This is a genomic window from Rhizobium johnstonii 3841, assembly GCF_000009265.1.
GTDB lineage: Bacteria > Pseudomonadota > Alphaproteobacteria > Rhizobiales > Rhizobiaceae > Rhizobium > Rhizobium acaciae.
Genome location: NC_008381.1, coordinates 441,559 through 465,892 on the forward strand (window position 1 = coordinate 441,559; position 24,334 = coordinate 465,892).

A 24,334-nucleotide genomic window follows, 5' to 3' on the forward strand; every position below is an offset into this window, starting at 1 on the left:
GGCGCCTGCCTGGTAGCGTTCTTGCATAAGGCGGCTGGCCGGAAAGGCCAGCCGCACTATAAAGTGGCAGGGCTGATAGCTATTGCAGTGTCGCGTCAGATGTCGACGACGAGGCCCTTGGCTTTCAGCACCGGTTCGAGATTGCTGACCTCGATGACCGATTTGCCCTGCTTATATGCCGCGATATAGCCGGCCTCGGCATCTTCGCGGGTCTGTGACAGCCTGGCGACTTCCTGCGCTTCCTGGCGACGCACGACCACCAGGCCGTCGGCATCACCGGCGATGATGTCGCCGGGATGGATGATTTCGCCGCCGACGATGATCGTGTCGTTCACCGCCGCAATGGTTTCCTTCACCGTCCCCTTGATGCAGACGCTGAGCGAGAAGACGGGGAAGCCAAGCTCCCTCAGTTGCAGCGTGTCGCGCACGCCGGTGTCGGTCACGAGACCGCCGATGCCCTTTGCCAGGCAGGCATTGGCGAGAACGTCGCCGAAGGATCCGGCCTCCTCGTATTCGCCGGCCGATACGACGATGATATCGCCCGGCTTTGCGTAGTTGATGGCAAGCTGCAGCATGATGTTGTCACGCGGCGCGCACTTCACCGTAAAGGCCGGGCCGCACAGTTTCATGCGGTAGTCGACGGGCTTGAGGCGGGAGGAAAGGGCTCCGCGGCGCCCTTGAGCCTCGTGGATCGTCGCGGGCGAAAATTTGGAAACGGCGTCGATATCGGCTTTGCTTGGCCGTTCGGCAATATCTTTAATATGGATCATGGATGCCTCCCATTTTTGGCGGACGGCGGGCATGTCCCGCCGTCTGATTTCGTTTGGATATCGTCATCGGACGACGCCGAGGTCTTAAGGGATCGGGTCGAACTTCAGCTCCGAGAGCGATACGACCTTGTCGGTGCGCGTCATCTTGTATTCGGTATCCGGGCCGAGCCACTTGTCCCAGATCTTGTTGATCTCGCCCGATGTGTCGAGCTTGCGAAGGATCTCGTTGATCTTGGCGGTCAGCGCCGGCTGATCCTTGGCCATGCCGATGCCGATCGGCTGGTACAGCATCGGCTCCTCGATCATCCGCATTGCCTTGCCCTTGCTCTTCGATTCATTGACGAACTTGGTCGTCGTCATGGTGTTGGCCACCATGCCGCGCGCCTTGCCCTGCTGGACGGCGAGATAGGCCGAGGCAGTATCCTGGAAGGTCAGCGGGTCGGACTTGTTGAGCTTGATCGACATCTCGGAGGTCGAACCCTTGGTCGAAGCGATGCGCTGGCCCGCGTAGTCGGCCTTCTTCTTGCCGGCATCGTCGGCCGGCACGATCAGCATTTCCTTGGCGAGATAGTAGGGATCGCTGAACTGGATCTGCTCGGCGCGGCTCAGAGTATAGGCGAGGTTGGCAACGGTGATGTCGACGCGGCCGAGCTTGACCTCGGGCACGCGCGCCTCGACCGAAACCGGCTTGATCTCAGCCTTGACGCCCAGTTCCTTGGCGATGGCGCCGCAGAGATCGACGTCGAAACCGGCCATTTCGCGGGTCTTCAGATCGGGTGAAGCGAAGGGAGGAACGTCGGCGAAAGTCGCGCAGCGCAGGGTTTTCGCCGACATGATGTTGTCGAGCTGATCGGCTTGTGCGGGCAAGGCGGCCGCCATGCCGGCAAATGCGGCGGTGAGAGTTAGGCATTTCCAGTTCATTGCTGTTCTCCTTTGTTTTTGGTGGTTGGTATCAATGCCTGAGATCAGCCAGGAAACGCTGAGCCCGGGGATGGCGTGGATTGTTGAAGAATTCCTCGGGGGTCGCCATTTCGAGGATCTGGCCGGCATCGATGAACCAGACCCGATCCGCGACGTCGCGCGCGAAACCCATTTCATGGGTGACGCAGAGCATGGTCATGCCTTCGGACGCCAGGCTCTTCATGACGGCCAGCACTTCGCCGACCATTTCAGGATCGAGCGCGCTGGTCGGCTCGTCGAACAGCATCACCGGCGGTTCCATGGCAAGGGCGCGGGCGATTGCCACCCGCTGCTGCTGGCCGCCCGAGAGTTGACCGGGATAGGCCCGCGCCTTGTCGGCAAGGCCGACCCGATCGAGAAGCTTGAGGGCCTTGTCCTCTGCAACATCCGGCGCCACGCCTTTCACCCGGATCGGCGACATCGAGACGTTTTCGACCACCGAAAGATGCGGAAACAGGTTGAAGTTCTGAAATACGAAGCCGATCCGGCTGCGTAGCGCATTGAGTTCCTTCGCCCGCATCGCGGCGTGGATGTTTTGCCCGTCGAGCGTGATCGACCCGCTGTTGATCTCCTCGAGGCGATTGATCGTGCGGATCAGCGTCGATTTTCCCGACCCGGACGGCCCGCAGATGACCACGACTTCGCCGCGTGTCACCTGCGCATCGATGTCCTTCAGGACCGGATAGTCGCCGTAGCTCTTGCAGACCTGCGAAAGCCGGATCGTCTGCAATTCCTGTGCTGAAACTGACATGGTCATAGCTGCTCCGATATGATTTTCGATGGCGTGACCAAGGCGGCGGCAGGAAGATTGGAAAGTCCCGCACGCCGCCGCGTGATGCTCCGCTCGAGGCGATTTGCGAAGTAGGTGAGCGTCCAGCAGATGGCGAAGTAGACGATCGCCAGAATGAGGAAGACCTGGAAAGGCTGGGTCAGGAGCTGGTTGTTGACCTGGCTTGCGGCAAAGGTCAGGTCCGGCACGTTGATCACGTAGCCGAGCGTTGTGTCCTTGATCGTCGAGACGAAGGTGGAGATGATGCTTGGGATCATGTTGTAGAGCGCCTGCGGCAGGATGATGAAGCGCATCGCACCGATATAGCTGTGGCCAAGCGCACGCCCCGCGTCCATCTGGCCCGGTCCGAGCGCGACGATGCCGGCACGCACGACTTCGCTCAGGAACGCGCTCTGATAGACCACGAGTGTCGTCAGCATCGTGACGAAGCTCGGCACATCGGCGCCGGTCAGCAGCGGAACGAGGAAATAGCTCCACAGGATGAGCATCAAGAGCGGCACGCCCCTGGTGAAATAGACGAGTGCCGTGACCGGCCAGCGCAGCAGCGGCGACCTTGAGAGCCGCGCCAGTGCGAAGAGGATACTGACCGGAAAGGCGAGAGCGATGCTGAGCGCCGAAAGGATCAGCGTGTTGGCGAGCCCGCCCAGCGGCCCGTTCGGATATTGGCCGATCAGCAGCAGCAGCCAGTAGTCTTGGACGATGGCGATCATGTCGTGGATCATGCCCGCGCACTCCTGGCAGGATCCGTGCGCATCGACAGATAGGCGCCGATGCTCATGATCACGAGCGAGAAGAAAAGGTAGAGAACCGTGCCGATCAGGTAGACCTCGAAGGTCCGGAAGCTGAGGTTCTCGATTTCCTTGACGGCATGCGTCAGTTCCGAGGCTCCGATGACGACGGCGAGACTGCTGTTCTTGAACAGGGAAACGCTGTGATTGATGAGCGGCGGCAGCGCGTTGCGCACGCCCTGCGGCATGATGACGAAACGCATCGCCGAGACATAGCCGTGGCCAAGCGCACGGGCTGCCTGCATTTGGCCGGGACTGACCGAGCGCACGCCCGAACGAAGATCTTCGCTGAAATAGGCCGCCTGGCAGAGACCGAGCCCGATCACGGCGAAGATGGCCTCGGCATTATGGACGGCCAGCCATTCGGCTACTCCGCTCGGCATCAGGGTGAAAATCCCGAAATACCACAGCATCAGCTGAACCAGGGTGGGGACGTTCCGGTGGTAGGAGACGTAAGCAGCGACTAACGGATCGCCGAAGCGAAAGGGCGACAAACGCAAAGCCAGCAGCAGAAGTGCCAGCGCCATCGCCATAGACCAAGAGCCGGCATAGATGATGAAGGTCATCTCGATGCCATGCAGCAGCATGGCGGTATATTCCGGATTTCCGAGAATTGCCGAAAGGTCGAAACCGCTCACGGGTTTGGCTCCCCGGATTGATCCGTCTTCGCCGCAGGCTGGGGCTTTGCCGTCTGCAGGCCGCCCATGACCTGCAGCGTCGGTGTGATCTCCATGTGCCCGATGTTGACGGCGACGGGGGCTGCTATGGCGAAGGCAATCGCGTCGGCGATATCGGCCGCCTGCGGCAGTTCGAAGCCGTCGATGAACCGTTCGCGGATGCTGGGGTCATCGCCGTGGACGTGATTGAAAATGTCAGTGGCGACCCGGCCGGGGCAGATTTCCGTGACCCGCACCCGCTTGCCGAAAGCGTCGATGCGCAGCTGATTGGACAGCATGCTCACCCCTGCCTTGGTGGCGTGATAGGATGAGTTGCCGCCGAAATTGTAGGCGCCGGCAATCGACGAGATGTTGATGACGTGCCCGCGGTCGCGCGCCACCATGCCGGGCACGACCAGGCGGCAGATATGCAGGACCGCCCGGAGATTGACGTCGACGATGAGATCGATATCGCCCCCGTCGGCTTCCAGGAATTTCTTCGGCCGGTCGACGCCGGCATTGTTGACGAGAATATCGAACTCCACTCGACGGGTGAGTTCGGCCATGGCCTGACGGTCGGTTACGTCGATGACGTGGGCGATGCAGCCCGTCTGCGCAGCCAGCTGCTGCAACGCTTCGGCACTGCGGGCAACCGCATGGACCTCGATGTTCTCCCGGCGGAACCGCTCCACCACGGCTGCGCCGATACCGGAAGATGCGCCGGTCACCAGTGCGGTCTTGTAGTCGGAGAATGGCATTGTCGTTCCCTTGTTGTTGATCGAGACAGTAGCGAAGCTTAAACCCCTTGCCTAAGACCGATTATCTCTGGAGCAATAAGCAACGGTTATGGAGCCGGCGCAGCCTGCTGAAGAAGACAAAGAGCTGATGCCGGGCATCAGCTTGCGGCGTGGGTGCCTGAGGAAAGCAGCGACGGCGTCGCGTTGCAAAAGCAATGCGTGTCTGCAAATGTAAGCCGCGCAGATCAGAACGGTACCCCGATCCTCATGGACATCAGACGCCTCAAATCTTTCATCGTGATCGTCGACAGCGGCAGCATCACGCGAGCGGCGGACCTTTTGCACATCGCCCAGCCGGCGCTCAGCCAGCAACTTGCGGCACTGGAGGAGCATTTCGGCCAGAAGCTGCTGATCCGCAGCCAGCAGGGCGTCAGCATGACCGATGCGGGACATGCGGTGTACCGCCATGCGCAGATTATCCTTCGGCAGATGGAGCAGGCGCAAGCGGATGCATCGGCAGCCGGAAACTCGCTTGCCGGGCGGGTGTCTGTCGGTCTCGTGCCCTTCAGCAGTGCCGCCACACTGTCGGTCGACCTCCTGGCGGAGACCCGCAAACGACATCCCGGTATTCTGCTGCACCTGACCGAAAGCGTCGGCCAGACCTATAGCCAGATGATCATGAACGGCCGGCTGGAGATGGCGCTTCTCCATGGAACCGGACCGATCAAGGGTGTCCGGTTCGAGCCGATCCTGAGCGAAGAGTTTTTCCTTGTCGCGCATCGGGACTTTGCGATCGAAGCGGATGCGAAACCCGTGCCGGTCAATACTCTCGACGGAATACCGCTGCTGTTGCCGCCGGCCTATAATTTCGTTCGCCGCGCGGTCGATACCGCCTTCACGCGCACCCGCACCAATTTGAAGGTCGTGGCGGAAGTCGAAATCGTCCGCACGCTCGCCCGTGCGGTGGGCAGCGGTCTCGGCGCGACGATCATGCCGAAAGCCATCGCCGATCGCATCGTATCGGAATCGAGCGAGCCGCTGATCTGCCGACTGGTCTCGCCGCGGATCGAAGAAACCTTGTCGCTGTGTGTGTCTGACCAGAACCCCCTATCGGAACCGGCCCTTGCCGTCCGAGACATCCTTCTCGAGTTGACGGCGCGCTTGAAAAACTAGAGCATGATGCCGAAAAGTGTGAGCGGTTTTCGGACGACATCATGTTCCATTTCTTTGCTGCCGATCAGCGCATATCCTTACAAAACTGGGCTATACGCGCGCAGCCTTCGCCGAGTTTCTCCATGCTGGTCGCGTAGGAAATACGAAAGAAGGGGCTCATTCCGTAAGCCGCTCCTTGCACGGTCGCGACATGATGCTCTTCCACGAGCGCCATGACGAAATCGACGTCGGTCTCGATCCTTCGTCCGCCCTTGCTGGTCTTGCCGATCAGCCCCGAGATATTCGGGTATATGTAGAAGGCGCCTTCGGGCCTATGGCAGCGCAGCCCTTCCACCTCAGACAATCTGTCGAGAACGAAGTCGCGTCTTTCCTTGTAGATCGCGGCACGCTCCTTCAACAGATCCTGAGGCCCGTCCAGAGCCGCGGTCGCCGCAGCCTGCGTCAGCGTCGCGATGCCGCCGCCATTCTGGCCGTTGACGTTGCTGACGGCAGAGATCAGCTCTTTCGGCCCGGCGCAAAAGCCGAGCCGCCAGCCTGTCATTGCATAAGCCTTGGAGACGCCGTTCATCGTCAGGACGCGCTCATAGAGCCTGGGCTCGACTTCGGCGATCGTGCAGAACTGGAAGTCGTCATAGACCAGGTGTTCGTAGATATCGTCGGTCATGATCCAGACATCGGGATGACGCAGCATGACCTCGGCGATGGCAGCCATCTCCGCCCGGGAGCAGGCGGCTCCTGTCGGATTGTTCGGGAAATTCAGGAAGAGCCACTTGGTGCGCGGCGTGATCGCCGCCTCCAGATCCTCGGGACGCAGCTTGAAGCCGTTCTGCTCGTGGCAAGGGACGGCGACCGGGACGCCGCCGGCGAATTTGACGATATCCGCATAGCTGACCCAGGAGGGTGTCGGAATGACAACCTCGTCGCCCGGATTGCAGGTCGCCAGCATGGCATTGAAGATCACCTGCTTACCGCCGCCCGAGACGACGATCTGACTGGCATCATAGTCGAGATTGTTGTCCCGTTTGAACTTCCTGATGATGGCGGATTTGAGCGCCGGCGTACCATCCATCGGAGGATATTTCGTATCGCCGGCAAGAGCTGCCGCATGGGCCGCCTCGATCGCATGCGCCGGGGTGGGGAAATCCGGCTCGCCAGACGAGAGGCTGACCACCTTGATGCCTTTGGCGGCCAGTTCCCTGGCGCGCTGGGTCATGGCGGCGGATGCGGATATGGAGACGTTTTTCAGGCGGTCAGCGATGACGGACATCGACATGGTCCTTCGATGAGGTTGAAATGGGAAACCGCCCGCAGGCGATCAGGATTGCGTCAGTCGGCGAGTTCGGCGGCAGGCGCGAGCGTCGCGCCCGTACCTTCGATCTCGCCGCGCACGATGCCGGCAAGCTCCAAGGCGCCGGGTGTGTCGCTATGGACGAGGATAGAGCGGGCCGGCATTGCGATCACCGCTCCGTCGATTGTCTCGACGGTTCCTTCGAGGAGGAATTGTCGGACACGCGCTCGCACCGATGCCTCGTCCTTGATGACGGCGCCAGCGAGCCCGCGCGCGACAAGTCTGCCCTCGGCATCATAAGCCCGGTCCGCAAGGAAAAGCGCCAGCGTCTTCAAGCGCGCGCGTCTGGCCGCCTGTTGAATCTCGCTGCCTGAAGTGACGAAGACGAGGAGGCCGGCATCCACGGTGGCGATCGCATCCATCATTAGGTCGGCCAGCACAGGATCGCGGTTGACCATATTGCCCATGGCTGCATGGAAGCTGATATGGGACACCGTGACACCCTCGGCTTTGGCGATCGCCATCAGGGCGCCGAGCTGATAGAGCATCTGCTGGCGAAGCTCGTCTGCCGAAAACGCTATTTCGCGCCGGCCGAACCCCAGTCGATCGGGCAAGCCCGGATGCGCGCCGATGCCGACGCCGTTCAGTTTCGCAAGCCGGACCATACGCCCCATCGTATCGGGGTCGCCGCCATGGAAACCGCAGGCGATGTTGGCCGACGAGACGAGTTTCATCATCGCTTCGTCGTCGCACAGCCGGTAGGGGCCAAAACCTTCGCCCATGTCGGAATTCAGATCGATCTTCATCGGTTCCTCCTTTTGACGGCCTTTTGGGCGACATGCATTAGGCCATCGTTTTCAAGGCGCGCTTGACCATTCGGGATGTCTGCCTGACGTCTTCGACATAGCGGGCGACAGCCTGTTCTACCGCACGCGCCTCCGCATGCGTCGAGCGAACGAAGTTCAGGCGAGCGCCGATGCGGGCTTGCCCGAGCCGCCACAGGTCGCACTCGATCACGCCGGCGATCTTCGGATAGCCGCCGGCGGTGTTGGCATCGCTCATCTGCACGATCGGCTCGCCGCCCGGCGGGACCTGGATCACGCCGGGCACGACGCCGTGGGAGCGCATCTCGATGGATGCCGTCGGCTTGATCGGCTCGCCTGACAATCGGTAGCCCGTCCGGTCGCTTCGCGAGGAAATCCTCCAGGTCTGGCTCCAGAAAGCTTCGCCATCGCCTGCGAAAAGATCATGCTCACCGGCAGGCAAGGCGCGGATCGGCAGCGTACCGTCGACAGCAGCCGGGAAGACATCGCGCAGTGCCACGGCCGGTTCGACGACGGCAAGACCCGAGGCTGGCAGCATGGCGATCTCTGCGTCCTCACCGACCGCGATCCGATCGCCCTTCGCCAGAGGCCGGCCGGCATTGCCTCCGAAACCGCCGCGCAGCGACGTGCTTCGCGAACCCATGACCACGGGAATATCCAGCCCGCCTCCGAGCGAAATATAGGAGCGCGCCAGCCGTGGAGGCTGTTTCAGTTCGAGAACCTGTCCGGGCTCCGCGACGTAGGCGCACCAGGGAAGCAGTTCCGTTCCGTCCAGATGAGGATTGCCGTCGGCGCCGGTTACGGCAAAAACGATCCGCCGCTCGAAACGCAGGCTGAACGGGAAGGTCTGCACCTCTATCGCGGCGGCATTTTCATCATTGCCGACGAGAATGTTGCCGATGCGCACCGCAAGCGGATCCATCGCGCCGCTGGCCGATACGCCGATATCGCGATAGCCCGGGCGGCCAAGATCCTGCACCGTGTTGAACGAACCGCTTTCCAAGATCTCGATCATAGCTCGATCCTCGCCGGCAGGAACCGCACCGTATCTCCCGGCGCCATCATGGCGGGGCTCGATGAGGCGGGGTCGAACATCTCAAGCGTCGCATAGCCGATGGAATTCCAGCCGTTCGGGCCTGTGAGCATGGCGACGCCGGTCTGCATGCCGCCGATGGTGACGCAGCCCTTCGGCATCTTCAGCGAGGGCACGGTCTTTCGCGGCATGTAGATGCGCGGATCGAGGCCGTGCAGATAACCGAAACCGGGCGCGCTGCCCAAGGCGAAGACACGGTAGGTCGCTTCATGATGGATGCGGACGACTTCGCGATCGCTCAAGCCCGACATATCGCAAAGGGCCGGCAGATCCGTCGCATATTCGCCGCCATAATCGACGGGTATCTCGATGATCTTGCCCTTGAGGTCGATGCTGCGCGCATTCTCCCATGCCTCCAGCAGCCGGGCGACCACCGCATCCGGATCTTCGGGCGTCTCCTTGAAGATCACCAGCAGGTTGGTCATGCCCGGAATGTTTTCGGCAAGCTCCGGCCAGCCTTTCACGCTCTGGGACAGAGCCCAGATCCGCCGCTGCGCGACGAGATCGAAGTCGCCTGGCGCCTCGAGCAGGAAGGATCTGGCGCCGATCGAGGAAACCTGCGCCCGGCTTTGGGTGGCTGGAACGATCTCGCGTTGCGATGCATGTCTGTTCGTCGTGACGATCATGACTGGAGCTCGATTTCGAACAGAGGATCACCGAAGCCGACCAGCGCACCAGGCTCGGCGATCAGCCTGGTCAAAATACCGGAACGGCCGGCGCGAAGAGGAAGCAGGATATGCCCTACCCCGACAAAGCCGACGATATCCGCATCGGATACGGAGCGCGGCAGTTTTTGCGGCGCGGCGGAAGCGGCCGGGTGCTCGACGCAGAAGCGGCCGGCCATCGGCGCCTTTACGACGGCGGATGCGGAGCCGGGAGCCAAACCGGGAGCACGGGGCGTCGCTTCGGTCGAGCTGATCCGGGCGCCGCCTTTTCCGGCAACGACGATGCGAAGCTGTCCGTCCGGCTGGGAAATTTCGAGACCGTTCACGCCCGCGGCCGTCAACGCCTCGGTGAGGAATGCGATGGTCGCCGGATCGCTGAGATCGATCGCGCTCATGCCGCCCTCCGCAGCTTCAGCCATTGTTCGAGATAGTGAATGTCAGTCTCGCCGCGCGCGAATGCGCCGTCCTCGAACAGGGCGCGCAGGAAGGAGATATTGGTGGAAATTCCCTCGACCTCAGTGCCGGCAAGCGCTTCGCGCATTCTTGTCATCGCTTCGGCTCGCGTCGGCGCATGGACGATCAGTTTGGCGATCAGCGAATCGTAATAGGGCGAGACCTTGTAGCCGGCATGAATATGCGTATCGACACGCATGCCCGGTCCCGCCGGCAAAGCCAGGTGGGTGACGACACCCGCCGACGGCAGGAAGGTTTCCGGGTCCTCGGCGTTGATGCGGCATTCGAAGGAATGGCCTTCGCATGTCACATCGCCTTGGGTGAGATCCAAAACGTGACCCTGAGCCGCCCTTATCTGCGCCTGGACGATATCGACGCCGCTCGTCATTTCGGTGACGGGATGTTCGACCTGGAGTCGCGTGTTCATCTCGATGAAATAGAAGGCGCCGTCCTCATAGAGGAATTCGAAGGTTCCGACCCCCCGGTAGCCGATTTGAAGGCAGGCCTGCACGCAGGCCATACCCACCGGCTGGATGATATCGGGCGCAATTCCCGCCGCCGGCGCCTCCTCCACCACTTTCTGATGGCGGCGCTGCATCGAGCAATCCCGGTGTCCCAGCCACACGGCATTGCCGTGATCGTCGCAAATAACCTGGATCTCGATGTGGCGCGGATGCTCTAAGAATTTCTCCATGTAGAGCGAGGGTGAGCCGAAGGCCTTGCGGGCCTCTTCCCGCGTCAGCGCAATTGCTTCATGCAGCAAATCGGCCTTTGGCACGACGCGCATGCCGCGTCCGCCACCGCCGCCTGACGCCTTGACGATGACGGGATATCCGATTTCCAGCGCTATGCGCTCGATCGTGGCGGCGTCATCGGGCAGCGCGGTGTCCGGACCGGGAACGCAGGGTACGCCGGCTGCCATCATCGCCCGCTTTGCCGAGATCTTGTCGCCCATGATGGCAATCGATGAAGCGGTCGGACCGATGAAGATCAGACCGGCCTTTTCGACGGCGTCGGCGAAGGCGGCGTTTTCCGACAGAAAACCGTAACCCGGATGGATGGCGCCTGCACCGGCGAGACGCGCCGCCAGAAGGATGGCATCCTGATTGAGGTAGCTCTTGGCAGCACTCGACGGACCGATGCTGAGAAAGCTGTCGGCGGCGCTGCCGTAAGGCGCTTCCCTGTCTGCCTCGGAGCAGATGGCGACAGTCTTCAAACCGAGCTCGCGGCAGGCGCGCTGAATCCGGACTGCGATCTCGCCGCGATTGGCGATCAGAACGGTGTCGAAGCGGCCGGTCGCAGACTGTTCAGGCGTTTCCAGCATCAGGCAATCTCCGCCAGCAGATCGCCGGTCTCGACCTCGCCGTCGTCGATTTCGGTGAGGCGCGTAATGCGCCCTGACCGCGGCGCGGCGATCGTGTTGAAGACCTTCATCGCCTCGATGATGAAAAGGGTCTGCCCCTCTTCCACGTCGTCACCGATCGCGACGAACGGCGGTTCCCCTGGCGCCGGGGTCCGGTGCAGAACGCCGAAGACCGGCGCCTTCACCGCATAGGAAGTTTTCTCGAGCCTCGACGACGCGTCGGAGCCGGCATCATCGGCAAAGCTCGTCGTCAATCCTGCCTTTTGCGCGGGCTCGGCAGCAGCCTCCTGATCCGGAGACGTGCGGAAAATCCGAACCGTCACGTCCTTTTCCGTCACGCTCAGCTCGGTAATGTTCGATCGTCCGACAAAGTCGATCAGCGTCTTGATCTTCGAGAGGTCCATGTGCGTGCTCGGAATTTCAAATTCGACCGCGCATAGCTGAAGTTTCAGATCGCCCGGCGTTGTGATTTTCGTAGCACGACGCGCCGACTGATGGGGTCAGACGAAGTTTTGATGGAGGGCAATTCGCACCCAGTGGGGCATCTCGCCGAGCGCTTGCGAATTTCCCTCGACGGCAGCCGGCGTCATCGTCAGCTCTTCGGAGAGCCGACGCTCTCCCGCAAGATCAGGCTGCTGCGGATGACGGTGCGAACCGTCGCCGTAGTCTGCCTCTGGTCAATGGCGTCGAGCAGGAGATCCACCGCCGCGCGCCCCATCTCTTCCACCGGCTGTTTGATCGTCGAGAGCGGCGGCGAGCAGAATTCGCAGACCGGGGAGCCGTCGAAGGAGACGACGGACAGATCACCGGGAATGCTTAGGCCCGTCCGCTGGATACGGCTGACAAATGAAATGGCCATGTCGTCGCTGGTCGCGATGACGGCTGTCGGTTTTTCCGTCAACTCGGCGAAATCATCCGCCGCCTGGACACCAATGTCGAAGCCGTGCTGATAGTCGAGATGGCCGCCCGAGCGATGCACCAAGTCCTCGGACAATCCTGCCGCGTCGAGCGCCTCGAGCACGCCGCCGTAACGCTCGACATCGTGATAATTGCCTTCAGGCCCTGCCAGATAGAAGAACCGTCGATGACCCAATCGGATCAGTTCGGCCGTGACGTCGCGCACGGCCTCGCGGTCGTTGGTCACGACGCTCTGCAGGCCGGCATCGCTCATGTCGAGCAGCATCGAGACGATCGGCAGGCCGGAATTGGCCAGCGAGCGCCCGTCGACCTCCGGCAGCTTCGACGACAGGATGATCGCCCCGCGCACGCTGCCGCCAAAGGCGAGGTCGAGAATATGCCGTTCGGAAACTTCGTCGCGATCGAGGTTGGCGATCATCAGGTTGTAGCCGCCCTGGATCAGCGATTTATTGATACTCTGCAGCACCTGCGGGATGACCTGGGAGGCGCCGTAGTAGAGCGATCCCGGCAGAATGATCATGATGATGTTGGATTTGCCGACCCTGAGACCGCGCGCCATGGCGTTCGGCGTATAGCCCAGTTGCCGGGCCGCGGCATTGATCTTGGCGCGCGTCTTCTCGTTGACCCGCCCGGGATTGGCGAGCGCCCGGCTGACTGTTGAGATCGCAACGCCGGCGAGCCGCGCGACATCGGCCATCAATGCACCCGATGGCTCCTCTCCCACCACATCCTTGTTTTTGTTCATGTTTACTTCGGTCTCCCGGATGCTTCGATTTGCAACTCTAAGGCAGGCGGCGATTTATAGCAAACGTTTGCCAAAAATCGCTTGCTTAAAAAACCGGCTTGGCTATTATCTAGCCATGGCAAACGATTGCCATTTCTTAATGCGTTGAAAATCCATGGCTTATTGGATGCGGAATGGCTGTTCCGCACGCGGGTAGGTCATGCCTCGAGAAATGGACAGGTTATGGCTACTGGCGACAGGCTGCGCTTCGGCGTCGATCTCGTGACATTCTTTCATCCCGGCTTCTGGGGCGTCGACAGCCATGATGCGATCGTCGACTATGCCCGCGCCGAAGCCCGTGCCTTCTGGGACAAGATTCTCGACAGCGTCCAGGCCTCCGGCGTCACCGGCGTCGAGTTGACCTTCTCTCCCTTCAACTGGCAGGACGCGATCAAGACCTACGGTTCCGTCGACGCCTTCGCAGCCGAGCTGGCAAGACGGGGCTTGACGCTGTGCAGCGGCTTCTTCGCGGAACTGGAGGCGGCCGGTGACTTTGCCCAGCCCGAGGCCCAGCGCGCGCTGATCGACAAGGCGGAACGATATGCCGATTTCCTGAAAGCCTGCGGCAGCGACATCATGGTGATCGGCGCGCCCTTACGCCAGACGCTCGGCGCCCAGCCGGTGCAGTTCTACGATTTCGACCGCGCCAAGGTGATCGCCGATTTCCTGAACCGGCTCGGCGCGACCCTCTTTGCCAGGGGCGTGCGGCTTGCGCTGCACACCGAGGCGCATTCGATCTTTGCCGCCGCGCGCGATGTCGATCTGATGATGCTGCTCACCGATCCGGCCTATGTGCACATGTGCCCGGACACGGCCCATATCATTGTTGCCGGCTCCGATCCAATCCAGCTCGTCGATCGCCATCACGAGCGCATGATCATCGCTCATTGGAAGGATGCGATCGGCCCCATGCCCGCCGATACCCCGATCGACAAGCACATCCATGAACGCCACCAGCCCTATTTCTGCAGCTTCGGCCTTGGACGGGTCGATTGGCCGGCCTGGATCCGGCTGCTGCGCGACCGGGCCTATGAAGGCTGGGCGATCCTCGAACTCGATGCCGCGCCCGATCCCGTCCGCGACATCGCCAACGGGCTCACGCTCGTCCGGCAGGCGCTCCTGCCGATCTATCGCTGACAGTCATTTCCCGAGACAACAAAACGCCCCGCAAAGAGGGCATTTTCAAGAGGTGGAACAATGAAGAACATGATGAAACTTTTTCTTGCCGGCGTGGCATTCGCCGGTCTCTTCGCCTCGGCGCATGCCGAGGACAAGCCGACGATCGAGATCATGTCGTCCTGGACGTCGGGCGGCGAAGCGGCAGCCCTCAACGTTATCAAGACCGAGTTCGAAAAGCGTGGCGGCGTCTGGAAGGATTCCTCGATCGCCGGTTTCGGCGCGGCCGATGCCGCCTTCCAGAACCGGGTCGTCGCCGGTGACGCGCCGGGCGCCAAGCAGGGCGTCATCGGTCTCGCTGCGGCAGATTTCATCAACCAGGGCCTGTTCAATCCGATCGACGACGTGGCCGCTGCCGGCAAATGGGCCGATGCTCTGCCGAAATCGATCCATGATCTCATCACCTATGACGGCAAGGTCTATCTCTCGCCGACCGGGGCCCATGGTGAAAGCTGGATCTTCTATTCGAAGGAAGCCTTCGAGAAGGCCGGCATTTCGCAAGAGCCCAAGACCTGGGACGAGCTCTTTGCCGATCTCGACAAGATGAAGGCTGCCGGCATCGTTCCGGTCGCCTGGGGCGGCCAGCCCTGGCAGCAGTCCAAGGTCTTCAATATGATCCTGCTCTCGCAGGTCGGGATCGACGGCTTCCTGAAGATCTATGTCGACAAGGACAAGAGCCAGGCCTCTGTCGAGGGTGTGAAGAAGACCCTTGAAATCCTCGGCAAGCTGCGCGGTTATGTCGATGCGGGTGCTGCCGGGCGCAACTGGAACGACGCGACCGCCATGCTGATCACCGCCAAAGCCGGCGTGCAGTTCATGGGCGACTGGGCCAAGGGTGAGTTCACCGTTGCCGGCAAGGAGCCGGGCAAGGATTATGGCTGCATGATCGTGCCGGAGTCGAAGGGCATGGTTTACATCGCCGACTCCCTCTGGTTCCCCAAGACCGGCAATGCCGAGACCGACAAGGCGCAGAAACTTCTCGCCGAAGTCGTCATGGATCCGGCCGTCCAGGTCGAATTCGCCCTCAAGAAGGGTTCGGTTCCGATGCGCTCCGACGTTGACAAGTCGAAACTGGACGTCTGCGCCCAGAAGGGTGTCGAGCTGATGGCCGCGGGTGCGATCGTACCGGATCAGGCGATCGTGCTGACGCCGCAGCAGGTTGGCGCGCTCGACGACTTCGTCGACGAATACTGGAGCGGCGGCTCGGACGATACGGCCTCCGCGGCCGAGAATTTCTTCGCCATCTTCGAGTAGGATAGCGCCTGTGGCGTCGGCCTGATGTCGACGCCACAGCTGCCGGCCGCCGCCTCGCGCGGCGGTGCGAGCCCTGCTTTCCACCCGTCAACGAGCCGGCCGATGTCCATCAAACGCAAGCCCAATCTTTCCGCGACCATCGCCCTTTTGCCGACATGGTTCGTCGCCCTCGTGGTCTTCATCGGCACCATGGCCTGGTCGATCCGCCTGTCCTTCACCAATTCCACGCTTTTTCCGTCCTCGACCTATGTCGGCTTGGCGCAGTATTCGAAGCTCTTCTCTTCCGCCAAATGGCTGGCATCGCTGCAAAACGTGTTGATCTTCGGTGTCCTTTACGTCGCAGGCTGTTTGCTGCTCGGCTTTCTGCTCGCCGCGGCGCTCGATCGCAAGATCCGCTTCGAAAGCGCCTTCAGGACCATATTCCTCTATCCCTACGCCATGTCCTTCGTGGTGACCGGGCTGATCTGGCAATGGATGCTCAATCCGACGCTCGGCATCCAGGCAAGCGTGCGTTCGCTCGGTTGGGAAAGCTTCGTCCTCGACTGGGTGGTCAATCGCGACATGGCGATCTATGCGCTGGTGCTTGCCGGCGTGTGGCAGGGTGCGGGGCTCGTCATGGTCATTGCGCTTGCCGGCATGCGTGGCATCGAAGGCGAGCAATGGAAGGCGGCGCGGATCGACGGCATTCCCGTCTGGCGGATCTATGTCTCGATCATCCTGCCCCAGCTCGGACCGGCGCTGGCCGCGGCCGGCATGCTGCTCGCCATGGGCGTGATCAAGACCTATGACATCGTCGTCGCCATGACCAATGGCGGCCCCGGCAATGCGACGGAGGTGCCGGCGAAATTCATCATGGACAATCTGTTCGGGCGCCAGAACCTCGGCCTCGCCACGGCCGGTGCGACGGTGCTTGTCCTCGGCGTGATCATCGCAGTCGCCCCGTTCCGCTACATCATGCACATGCGTGAAAAAGCAAAGGGGGCTGCGTGATGGCCCGTCCTCATCCGAACGGCCCGAAGCCGGCACAGATCACCGCCGGGCGCATCGGTCTCTATGCCTTCCTTTTCATCGCAGCACTTTTCTTCCTTCTGCCGCTCTACACCATGGTCGTCACCTCGTTGAAGTCCATGGACGAAATCCGGCTCGGGCAGATCTTTGCCCTGCCGGCCACGCTCGATTTCTCCGCCTGGGTGACCGCCTGGTCGGGCGCCTGCATGGGAACCGTCTGCGTCGGCATTCGCAGCGGCTTCTGGAATTCGGTGGCGATCACCCTCCCCTCGGTCGCGCTCTCGGTCTTCATCGGCGCCGTCAATGGCTATGCGCTGTCGCTCTGGCGGCCGCGCGGGGCAAATCTGCTCTTCGGCCTGCTGATGGCCGGTGGCCTGATCCCCTACCAGATCTTCCTCTATCCGATGGTCCGGGCGATGGCGAATATCGATCTCTACAATTCGCTCGCCGGTATCGTTCTCGTGCATGTCATCTTCGGCCTGCCGCTGGTGACGCTGCTCTTCCGCAATTATTTCGTCAGCGTGCCGGAGGAGCTGTGCAAAGCGGCGCGCGTCGACGGCGCTGGCTTCTGGCGCATCTTTTTCGAGATCATCCTGCCGATTGCCGTGCCGATGGTCGTGGTGGTCTCCATGCTGCAGTTCACCGGCATCTGGAACGACTTCCTGCTCGGTCTCGTCTTTGCCGGGCGCGACAACCTGCCGATGACCGTGCAGCTGAACAATATCGTCAACACCACGATGGGCGAGCGGACCTACAACGTGAACATGGCGGCGACGATCCTCACCGCCATCGTTCCGCTTGCCATCTATTTCCTGTCCGGCCGCTGGTTCGTGCGCGGCATCGCGGCCGGCGCAGTCAAGGGGTAACGCTTCCATGCAATCTGCCGTCTCCGTCAAGGACCTGAAGATCGCCTATGGTGACCATACGGTGATCGAGAAGATGTCGATCGATATCGCGCCGCGAGAGTTCCTGGTGCTGCTCGGCCCTTCCGGCTGCGGCAAGTCCACGCTTCTGAATGCCATTGCCGGTCTCCAGGACATCACATCAGGCGAGGTCTGGATCTCGGGCAAGAATGTCAGCTGGGAGGAGCCGAAGGACCGCGGCATCGGCATGGTCTTCCAGTCCTATGCGCTCTATCCCCGGATGTCGGTCCGCAAGAACCTCTCCTTCGGCCTTCGCGTCGCACGCCTGCCGAAGGCCGAGATCGAGGCCCGTGTCGCCCGCACCGCCGCCCTCCTCCAGCTCGACAAGCTGCTCGATCGGCGTCCTGCCGAACTATCGGGCGGCCAGCGCCAGCGTGTCGCCATCGGCCGGGCGCTGGTGCGTGAAGTGGATGTCTTCCTGTTCGACGAACCACTGTCGAACCTCGATGCCAAGCTGCGCAACGAATTGCGCGTCGAGATCAAGAAGCTGCACCAGCGCCTCGGCAATACGATGATCTACGTCACCCACGACCAGGTCGAGGCCCTGACGCTGGCCGACCGCATCGCCATCATGCGGGACGGCGTGATCCAGCAGCTTGCCTCGCCGGCAGAAATCTACCGCCGCCCAATCAATCTCTTCGTCGCCGGCTTCATCGGCGCTCCGGCCATGAATTTCGTCGAGGGCCGGATCGAGCGCGGCAACGGCGCTCCGCTCTTCCAGAGCAAGGAGCTCACTGTCGATCTCTCCGGTTATTCCTTCCGGTCGGACGCAGCGGAAGGACCGGCAACGCTCGGCTTTCGCCCGGAACACCTTGTGCTCGATGGCGCCACGAGCGGTCTGCCCACCATTCCGGGTCGCGTTTCCGTCGTCGAGCCGATGGGTTCGGACGCCGTTGTCTGGTTCGACTGGGCAGACCAGAGCCTCTCGCTCCGGCTCATGGGCGATGTCACCCTGCAGCCCGGCGATGCTCTGGCTCCCGGGCTCGATATCGCCAAGGCGTCCCTCTTCGGCGCTGACGGATCGCGGCTGTGACGCACCATCCCTTTGTTTTCCCGCAATTCCGGGTGCGTTTCGCGCCGTTTTGAGGATTGCTCCAGGACAGGATTTGAAAAGACATGTCTGAGATCGTCTATGATGCGCTGGTGATCGGCTCCGGCGCGGCGGGTTCCTTTGCGGTAAAGGAACTGACGGCGCAGGGATTATCGGTGCTGCTGCTCGAGGCCGGCCCCGCCGTCGGACCGAAGGATTTCGATCCCGCCCGCAAGAAGGCGCCGGCAAGCAGCATCAACATCTGGGAGCGCGCGCGGGCCACCCTCAAGGGCCAGCCGATCCAGGCGCGCGCGGCCTTTTTCACCGAGCGCTTCAGCCACTTCTTCGTCAACGACCGCAAGAACCCCTACACGACGCCGAAGGGCGAGCCCTTCCTCTGGATCCGCGGCCGCCAGGGCGGCGGGCGCCTCCACAGTTTCGGCCGGGTGCTGCTGCGCTGGACCGACGACGATTTCAAGATCCGCTCACGCTCCGGAAAGGGCGTGGACTGGCCGGTCTCCTATGACGAGCTGGTGCCTTTTTACGACGAAGTCGAGGCCTATCTCGGGCTCTACGGCAACAAGGACAACGTGGCCACGCTGCCGGACGGCATCTATGCGAAGCCGGCAAGCCTGACGCCCGCCGAACACATCTTCAAGCAGGCGGTTGAAAACCGCTGGCCGGACAGGCACGTCGTCTCCTGGCGCTACATCGCGCCTGACGCCGACCGGATGCCACGACCGCTGCGAGAAGCAAAGGCGACCGGTGAGCTGACCATCCGCTACGACGCCGTCGTTCGCCGCATCACCACGGATGAGAAGACCGGCCGCGCCACCGGCGCGGAATACATCGATCGCAACACGGGCGCGGTATCGACGGCTCGCGCCGCGACGGTGGTGCTTTCGGCCTCGCCGATAGAGAGCGTGCGGCTGCTGTTGAATTCGGCTTCGGCGAAACATCCAGATGGGCTCGGCAACAGCTCGGGCGCTCTCGGTCGCTATTTCATGGACCAGCTGCCGTGCCTCGCCTTCGGCTCCTTTTCCAAGGCGAAGGGCTGGGCTCCCGACGAATCCGCGCCGACCGACCCATTCTACAATCCGTCGGGCGGGATCTTCATTCCCCGCTTCGGAGAGGGCGACGCCGCCCGCGGCGATTTCGACTACCAGGGAAGCGTCGGCCGCGCGCCGGTCTCCGGGGACAGAGATGCACGTCTCGCCTTCTTCGGTTTCGGCCGTATGCTGCCCTATGCCGACAACCGCATCACGCTCGATGTCAGGCGCAGGGATGCCTGGAACATTCCCGTGCCGCATATCCGCTGCGTCATGCAGGAGGAGGAGCAGACGCTGCTCGAAAGGCAGGAGGAGACGCTGATCGCCATGATCAGGGAGATTGGCGGCGACCTCGAATTCATCGGCTCACCCACCGGCCTCAAGGAAATGGGCAAGGGCGCCTTTCCCGAAGCCGATGCCTTCAGCCGCTTCATGTTCCGCAAATGGTTCCGCAAGACCATGTGCATGGGCGCCGCAATCCATGAGACGGGCGGCGCGCGCATGGGCGAAACTCCTGAGGCTTCGGTGCTCAACCCCTACAACCAGGTCTGGGATGCCCCGAACCTCATCGTCACCGACGCCAGCGCCTTCCCCGGCAGCGGCATCGCCGGCACGACGCTCACCGTCATGGCTCTGACGATCCGCGCCTGCCGGAACCTTGTCGACCAGTACCGGACGGGACAGCTCTAGCCGCGCTTGGAACGAGGAACCCGGGTAAACCGTTTCAGCCTTCGATCAGTGGTCGTCATATAAACTTCGCACTGACATGCTCCTGTCAACAAAAGCAGGAAGGGAAACCCATGTCGCGAACACATCAGGACCAGCTCAACCGGATAAAGGCCGAAATCGCCGACAGCTTCGATGAAGAGCTGGAAATGCAGATGGAGGAAGACCGGCTCGACGATCTGGTCGCCGAAGGAATGTCGGAACCGGCGGAGCAGACGCTCGAGCGAAAGATCTACTTCCGGGAGCTTTTCCGCTTGCAGCACGAACTGGTGCGGCTGCAGGATTGGGTTCAGCATAAGAAGCTGAAGGTAGTGGTGCTTTTCGAAGGCCGGGATTCGGCGGGCAAGGGAGGCGCGATCAAGCGCGTGACCCAGCGTCTCAATCCGCGCGTCTGCCGGACGGTCGCGCTGCCTGCCCCTACCGAGCGGGAACGCCATCAATGGTATTTTCAGCGTTATGTCCCGCATCTTCCGACCGGCGGCGAGATCGTGCTCTTCGACCGAAGCTGGTATAATCGCGCTGGTGTCGAGCGCGTGATGGGGTTCTGCACCCCCGATGAACTCGAGGAATTCTTCCGCTCGGTGCCCGAATTCGAACGGATGCTGGTCCGCTCCGGAATCGTGCTGATCAAATACTGGTTTTCGATCACCGACGAGGAGCAGGAATTCCGCTTCAATATGCGTATCCACGATCCGCTGAAGCAATGGAAGCTGTCACCGATGGATATGGAAAGCCGTGTCCATTGGGAGGAATACACCAAAGCCAAAGAAGAAATGCTGGCGCGTACGCACAGCCCCGATGCGCCTTGGTGGGTGGTTCAGGCCGTGGACAAGAAACGGGCGCGGTTGAACTGCATTGCCCATCTTCTCGAGCAGATCCCTTATGAGGATGTTCCGAAACCGGAGATCCAGTTGCCGGACCGCATCCGTAATGCCGATTATAACAGGGCACCGGTTCCGCCTGAAATGTATGTGCCGGAGCGCTATTGAAAGCATAGCTGCAACGGGTCGGCGGAGTTGAGGAAATAGCGGGAGCCGTATTGCTTCACTACGCCATGCGAGAGCGTGGCGTAGTGATCGGATCGTTTGCAGTCATCAGATGCCGTCAGGCGGCGACATCAGCCATGCGATTCAATTCCGAGACAGCGTCATTCGGCAGCACGAGCGCGGCGGCGGCGAGGTTCTCCCTGAGATGGCCGACGGACGAGGTGCCGGGGATCAACAGGATGTTTTCCGCGCGACGCAGCAGCCAGGCGAGCGCCACCTGCATAGGCGTCGCGTTGAGGCGTGCTGCGACATCGGACAGGGTGGAAGACTGCAGCGGGCTGAACCCGCCGAGCGGGAAGAACGGCACATAGGCGATGCCGTCGCGCGCGAGATCGTCGATCAGGGCATCGTCGGCCCGATGCGCCAGATTGTACTGGTTCTGCACGCAGACGATCTCGGTGATCCCACGCCCTTCGGCGATTTGTTTGGATGTGACGTTGCTCAGGCCGACGTGACGGACCAGGCCTTGCCGCTGGAGATCGGCGAGCACCGTCAGCGGCGCTTCGATCGACCCTTCGGCCGGGCCGTGCACGTCGAACATGATCCTGAGATTGACGACATCAAGCACATCGAGGCCGAGATTGCGGAGATTGTCGTGCACTGCCTGCGTCAGCTCTTCGCGCGAGAAGGCCGGAATCCAGGACCCATCCGCGCCGCGCCGGGCGCCGATCTTGGTGACGATGACGAGATCGTCGCGATAGGGATGCAGCGCTTCGCGGATGATCTGGTTGGTGACGTGCGGGCCATAGAAGTCGCTGGTATCGATGTGGTTTACGCCGCTTGCGACCGCCTCCCGCAGCACGGCCAGGGCAGAGCCATGATCTTTGGGTGGGCCAAACACGCCAGGCCCGGCAAGCTGCATGGCGCCATAGCCAAGCCGCTTCACGCTGTAGCCGCCGAGGTTGAACGTGCCGGACTGATCGATAGTGGACATGATCTAACTCCTTTCAAGAGATGACGCCAAGATAAGCATTGTCGGCACGTGTGAAAATTGGCTACAATCCGCACGGGCTGTGCGGAGTGGCGAACAGTGAAGACAGATCTGGGTGATCTCAATGCCTTTGTTGCCGTGGCGCGTGCCGGCGGTTTTCGCGAGGGCGCGCGCGTCAGCGGCAGTAGCGCGTCCTTCCTCAGCGAAGCGGTGCGCCGCCTTGAGGGCCAGCTCGGCGTCAGGCTGCTCAACCGGACGACACGCAGCGTTGTCCCGACCGAAGCGGGCAAAGGCTTGCTGGAGCGGCTCGGCCCTGCTTTGAGCGAGGTGGAGTCTGCCCTCGACGTCGTCAACGGATTTCGCGACAGGCCGGCCGGTGCCTTGCGCCTCAATGTTCCGGTCAGCGCGGCGCGGCTGGTGTTGCCTGCCATCGTTCCGCCGTTCCTCGCCGCCTATCCCGATATTCGGCTGGAGGTGGTGACCGACGAGAGCTTTGTCGACGTCATCGCGGCCGGCTGCGACGCCGGCATCCGCTATGACGAGCGGTTGGAGCAGGATATGATCGCGATACCGATCGGGCCACGCATCCAGCGCTTTGCCATCGCCGCCTCCCCCGACTACCTTGATCGCCGTGGCCGGCCGCAACATCCGAGGGAGCTGCTCGGCCATGCCTGTCTGTTGGGTCGCTTTTCGAGCGGTGCGATGACGGCGCCGTGGGAGTTCGAGCGCGATGGCGAGATCGTGCGAGTGGACCCGACGGGGCCGCTGATCGTGCGGGTCGGCGGAGCGACCGATCTGGCCGTCGATGCAGCGATATCAGGAACAGGGATCGTCTGCCTCTTCGAGGACTGGCTGCGCCCGCATATCGACAGTGGCGCGCTCGAGCCCATCCTCGAACCGTGGTGGCAGCGCTTCTCCGGGCCGTTCCTCTACTATCCCGGGCGTCGGCTGGTGCCGGCGCCGCTCCGGGCATTCATCGACTTTGTCAAGGCATCGGCTACTGCATAATTCCTTAAGCCGGAATCGACTTAAGGATAAAATGATGCAGCAATTCAAAGCGTTACGGCATCCTCTGCGTGTCTAAAGGATGCGCGGCGCTAAGCCGGCTTGATGGCCGACGATACGTTAAAGCTTGACCTCGGCATTGTCGCCCATATCAGGTTTGGTGTTCGAGACCGCTGCGGCCGCCATCTTGATATAGCTGATGATCGTGCCCGGGCTGTCCCAATATTCGGCCGAAGCCGGCGTCATCTTGAGGATGCGGATGGAAGGATCGTCGGGATTGTCCCACCACGCCTTTGCCGGCGTCGCCCATAACTCCCTGATTCTCTCCCGGTCGTTTTGCACCTCGGCCGTCCCCGATACGGAAACGTATTTCTGTCCCTTGGTGTCGGCAAAGGCGAGGCACACGTTTGGCCAGCGCGTGATTTCATCGTCTTTGTGACTGCCGACATCCGTCAGAAAATAGATCGCATTCTCGAGCTGCGCGGTATAGGCGGACATCGGGCGGGCTCGCAGATCGTCGCCGCTGCGGGTCGTCAGCATGCAAAACCCGATCTTGTCGATCAATTCCCATAACCGTGTCGCATCGTCTTGATTGGCCATCGTCATCTCCATCTGTGAAAGAGACGAAGTAACCATCTACCGAGGCCGATGTTCCCAGCGGCGGGCCCATTCCCAAGGTGATCGAGGCAGGCAGTCGATCAATGGACGCTTGGGGTTTTCATGACCGTCGCGAAGTCTTCGGCGACCAGTTCGCTGACGGCGATGAGAACTTCCTCCCGGGAAAAACCCGTTGTCAGAGCGCGTTGAATCAGATCCTGCAGATCAGGTTCCACGACATCGCGGCAATCCTCAAGGCGTTCTTCCGAAACGGTGAGGCTATTGAGTTCGTCCATTGTCTGTCCTTTCAGGGGAATGTAACCACCA

General features: G+C 61.7%; 26 protein-coding genes. 9 read left to right on the forward strand and 17 right to left on the reverse strand.

Translation table 11 applies throughout. From position 1 onward, the window contains the following. Window positions 1–95: 95 nt before the first annotated feature. The 6 genes from RL_RS29525 to RL_RS29550 all read right to left on the reverse strand — a co-directional run bounded on the left by RL_RS29525 (window position 96) and on the right by RL_RS29550 (window position 4,722). Window positions 96–770 carry a 4-carboxy-4-hydroxy-2-oxoadipate aldolase/oxaloacetate decarboxylase gene (locus RL_RS29525; protein WP_011654448.1) on the reverse strand — a complete coding sequence of 225 codons (675 nt, stop codon included), beginning with the start codon at window positions 768–770 and terminating at the stop codon, window positions 96–98. A gap of 84 nt (window positions 771–854) precedes the next feature. Beyond that, window positions 855–1,691 (reverse strand): ABC transporter substrate-binding protein, encoded by an 837-nt coding sequence (locus RL_RS29530; RefSeq protein ID WP_011654449.1) that lies wholly within the window; start codon window positions 1,689–1,691, stop codon window positions 855–857. Window positions 1,692–1,722: 31 nt separating this feature from the next. Beyond that, a complete protein-coding gene (locus tag RL_RS29535; protein ID WP_003538413.1) occupies window positions 1,723–2,487 on the reverse strand; it encodes an amino acid ABC transporter ATP-binding protein in 765 nt (254 codons plus the stop codon). Beyond that, window positions 2,484–3,242 (reverse strand): amino acid ABC transporter permease, encoded by a 759-nt coding sequence (locus tag RL_RS29540; protein WP_011654450.1) that lies wholly within the window; start codon window positions 3,240–3,242, stop codon window positions 2,484–2,486. The genes RL_RS29535 and RL_RS29540 overlap by 4 nt, the downstream gene beginning before the upstream one ends. Continuing rightward, entirely contained in the window at window positions 3,239–3,946 is a 708-nt protein-coding gene (locus RL_RS29545) for an amino acid ABC transporter permease (RefSeq protein WP_011654451.1), read from the reverse strand. Before RL_RS29545 ends, RL_RS29540 begins: the two co-directional genes overlap by 4 nt. After that, entirely contained in the window at window positions 3,943–4,722 is a 780-nt protein-coding gene (locus RL_RS29550) for an SDR family oxidoreductase (protein ID WP_011654452.1), read from the reverse strand. The genes RL_RS29545 and RL_RS29550 overlap by 4 nt, the downstream gene beginning before the upstream one ends. A 246-nt stretch (window positions 4,723–4,968) precedes the next feature. Between RL_RS29550 and nac the strand changes: the two genes are divergently transcribed. Continuing rightward, window positions 4,969–5,874, forward strand: coding sequence for a nitrogen assimilation transcriptional regulator NAC (gene nac / locus RL_RS29555; RefSeq protein ID WP_011654453.1), 906 nt, complete (start codon window positions 4,969–4,971; stop codon window positions 5,872–5,874). Window positions 5,875–5,938: 64 nt separating this feature from the next. On the opposite strand, the gene RL_RS29560 is transcribed toward nac, so the two are convergent. From RL_RS29560 to RL_RS29595, 8 genes are all read right to left on the reverse strand, one after another. Next, window positions 5,939–7,141, reverse strand: coding sequence for a pyridoxal phosphate-dependent aminotransferase (locus RL_RS29560; RefSeq protein WP_011654454.1), 1,203 nt, complete (start codon window positions 7,139–7,141; stop codon window positions 5,939–5,941). A 59-nt stretch (window positions 7,142–7,200) separates the two neighbouring features. Then, window positions 7,201–7,968 carry a 5-oxoprolinase subunit PxpA gene (locus RL_RS29565; RefSeq protein WP_011654455.1) on the reverse strand — a complete coding sequence of 256 codons (768 nt, stop codon included), beginning with the start codon at window positions 7,966–7,968 and terminating at the stop codon, window positions 7,201–7,203. Between the two features lie 37 nt (window positions 7,969–8,005). After that, window positions 8,006–9,001: a biotin-dependent carboxyltransferase family protein gene (locus tag RL_RS29570; protein WP_011654456.1), complete on the reverse strand. Its 996-nt coding sequence runs from the start codon at window positions 8,999–9,001 to the stop codon at window positions 8,006–8,008. Further along, the gene (gene pxpB / locus RL_RS29575; RefSeq protein WP_011654457.1) at window positions 8,998–9,705 is read right to left on the reverse strand and encodes a 5-oxoprolinase subunit PxpB; all 708 of its coding nucleotides are present in this window, start codon (window positions 9,703–9,705) and stop codon (window positions 8,998–9,000) included. Before pxpB ends, RL_RS29570 begins: the two co-directional genes overlap by 4 nt. Next, window positions 9,702–10,139, reverse strand: coding sequence for an acetyl-CoA carboxylase biotin carboxyl carrier protein (locus RL_RS29580; RefSeq protein ID WP_011654458.1), 438 nt, complete (start codon window positions 10,137–10,139; stop codon window positions 9,702–9,704). The genes pxpB and RL_RS29580 overlap by 4 nt, the downstream gene beginning before the upstream one ends. Further along, window positions 10,136–11,521, reverse strand: coding sequence for an acetyl-CoA carboxylase biotin carboxylase subunit (locus RL_RS29585; RefSeq protein WP_011654459.1), 1,386 nt, complete (start codon window positions 11,519–11,521; stop codon window positions 10,136–10,138). The genes RL_RS29580 and RL_RS29585 overlap by 4 nt, the downstream gene beginning before the upstream one ends. Further along, a complete protein-coding gene (locus tag RL_RS29590; RefSeq protein ID WP_011654460.1) occupies window positions 11,521–11,964 on the reverse strand; it encodes an acetyl-CoA carboxylase biotin carboxyl carrier protein in 444 nt (147 codons plus the stop codon). Before RL_RS29590 ends, RL_RS29585 begins: the two co-directional genes overlap by 1 nt. Window positions 11,965–12,152: 188 nt before the next feature. Beyond that, entirely contained in the window at window positions 12,153–13,223 is a 1,071-nt protein-coding gene (locus tag RL_RS29595; RefSeq protein ID WP_041936839.1) for a LacI family DNA-binding transcriptional regulator, read from the reverse strand. A gap of 222 nt (window positions 13,224–13,445) precedes the next feature. Between RL_RS29595 and RL_RS29600 the strand changes: the two genes are divergently transcribed. The 7 genes from RL_RS29600 to ppk2 all read left to right on the forward strand — a co-directional run bounded on the left by RL_RS29600 (window position 13,446) and on the right by ppk2 (window position 21,417). Then, the gene (locus tag RL_RS29600) at window positions 13,446–14,399 is read left to right on the forward strand and encodes a sugar phosphate isomerase/epimerase family protein (RefSeq protein ID WP_011654462.1); all 954 of its coding nucleotides are present in this window, start codon (window positions 13,446–13,448) and stop codon (window positions 14,397–14,399) included. A gap of 60 nt (window positions 14,400–14,459) precedes the next feature. Next, a complete protein-coding gene (locus RL_RS29605) occupies window positions 14,460–15,692 on the forward strand; it encodes an ABC transporter substrate-binding protein (RefSeq protein ID WP_011654463.1) in 1,233 nt (410 codons plus the stop codon). A gap of 102 nt (window positions 15,693–15,794) precedes the next feature. Next, complete coding sequence (locus RL_RS29610; protein ID WP_041936854.1) at window positions 15,795–16,682, forward strand: carbohydrate ABC transporter permease; 888 nt, start codon at window positions 15,795–15,797, stop codon at window positions 16,680–16,682. After that, window positions 16,682–17,566, forward strand: a complete 885-nt coding sequence (locus tag RL_RS29615; protein WP_011654465.1) for a carbohydrate ABC transporter permease — start codon at window positions 16,682–16,684, stop codon at window positions 17,564–17,566. Before RL_RS29610 ends, RL_RS29615 begins: the two co-directional genes overlap by 1 nt. Window positions 17,567–17,573: 7 nt before the next feature. Then, on the forward strand, window positions 17,574–18,656 hold the full coding sequence (locus tag RL_RS29620; RefSeq protein ID WP_011654466.1) for an ABC transporter ATP-binding protein: 1,083 nt from the start codon (window positions 17,574–17,576) through the stop codon (window positions 18,654–18,656). A gap of 83 nt (window positions 18,657–18,739) precedes the next feature. Next, the gene (locus tag RL_RS29625; RefSeq protein ID WP_011654467.1) at window positions 18,740–20,392 is read left to right on the forward strand and encodes a GMC oxidoreductase; all 1,653 of its coding nucleotides are present in this window, start codon (window positions 18,740–18,742) and stop codon (window positions 20,390–20,392) included. Window positions 20,393–20,502: 110 nt separating this feature from the next. After that, the gene (gene ppk2, locus RL_RS29630) at window positions 20,503–21,417 is read left to right on the forward strand and encodes a polyphosphate kinase 2 (RefSeq protein ID WP_011654468.1); all 915 of its coding nucleotides are present in this window, start codon (window positions 20,503–20,505) and stop codon (window positions 21,415–21,417) included. Window positions 21,418–21,532: 115 nt separating this feature from the next. On the opposite strand, the gene RL_RS29635 is transcribed toward ppk2, so the two are convergent. After that, window positions 21,533–22,408 (reverse strand): aldo/keto reductase family oxidoreductase, encoded by an 876-nt coding sequence (locus RL_RS29635; protein WP_011654469.1) that lies wholly within the window; start codon window positions 22,406–22,408, stop codon window positions 21,533–21,535. 96 nt (window positions 22,409–22,504) lie between these two features. On the opposite strand from RL_RS29635, the gene RL_RS29640 reads away from it, so the two are divergent. Further along, window positions 22,505–23,413 carry a LysR family transcriptional regulator gene (locus RL_RS29640; protein WP_011654470.1) on the forward strand — a complete coding sequence of 303 codons (909 nt, stop codon included), beginning with the start codon at window positions 22,505–22,507 and terminating at the stop codon, window positions 23,411–23,413. A 117-nt stretch (window positions 23,414–23,530) separates the two neighbouring features. Here RL_RS29640 and RL_RS29645 read toward each other — a convergent pair whose 3' ends face one another. Both RL_RS29645 and RL_RS29650 read right to left on the reverse strand, forming a co-directional pair. Beyond that, window positions 23,531–24,010 (reverse strand): pyridoxamine 5'-phosphate oxidase family protein, encoded by a 480-nt coding sequence (locus RL_RS29645; protein WP_011654471.1) that lies wholly within the window; start codon window positions 24,008–24,010, stop codon window positions 23,531–23,533. Window positions 24,011–24,108: 98 nt separating this feature from the next. Continuing rightward, window positions 24,109–24,303, reverse strand: coding sequence for a hypothetical protein (locus tag RL_RS29650; protein ID WP_041936840.1), 195 nt, complete (start codon window positions 24,301–24,303; stop codon window positions 24,109–24,111). Window positions 24,304–24,334: the final 31 nt, after the last annotated feature.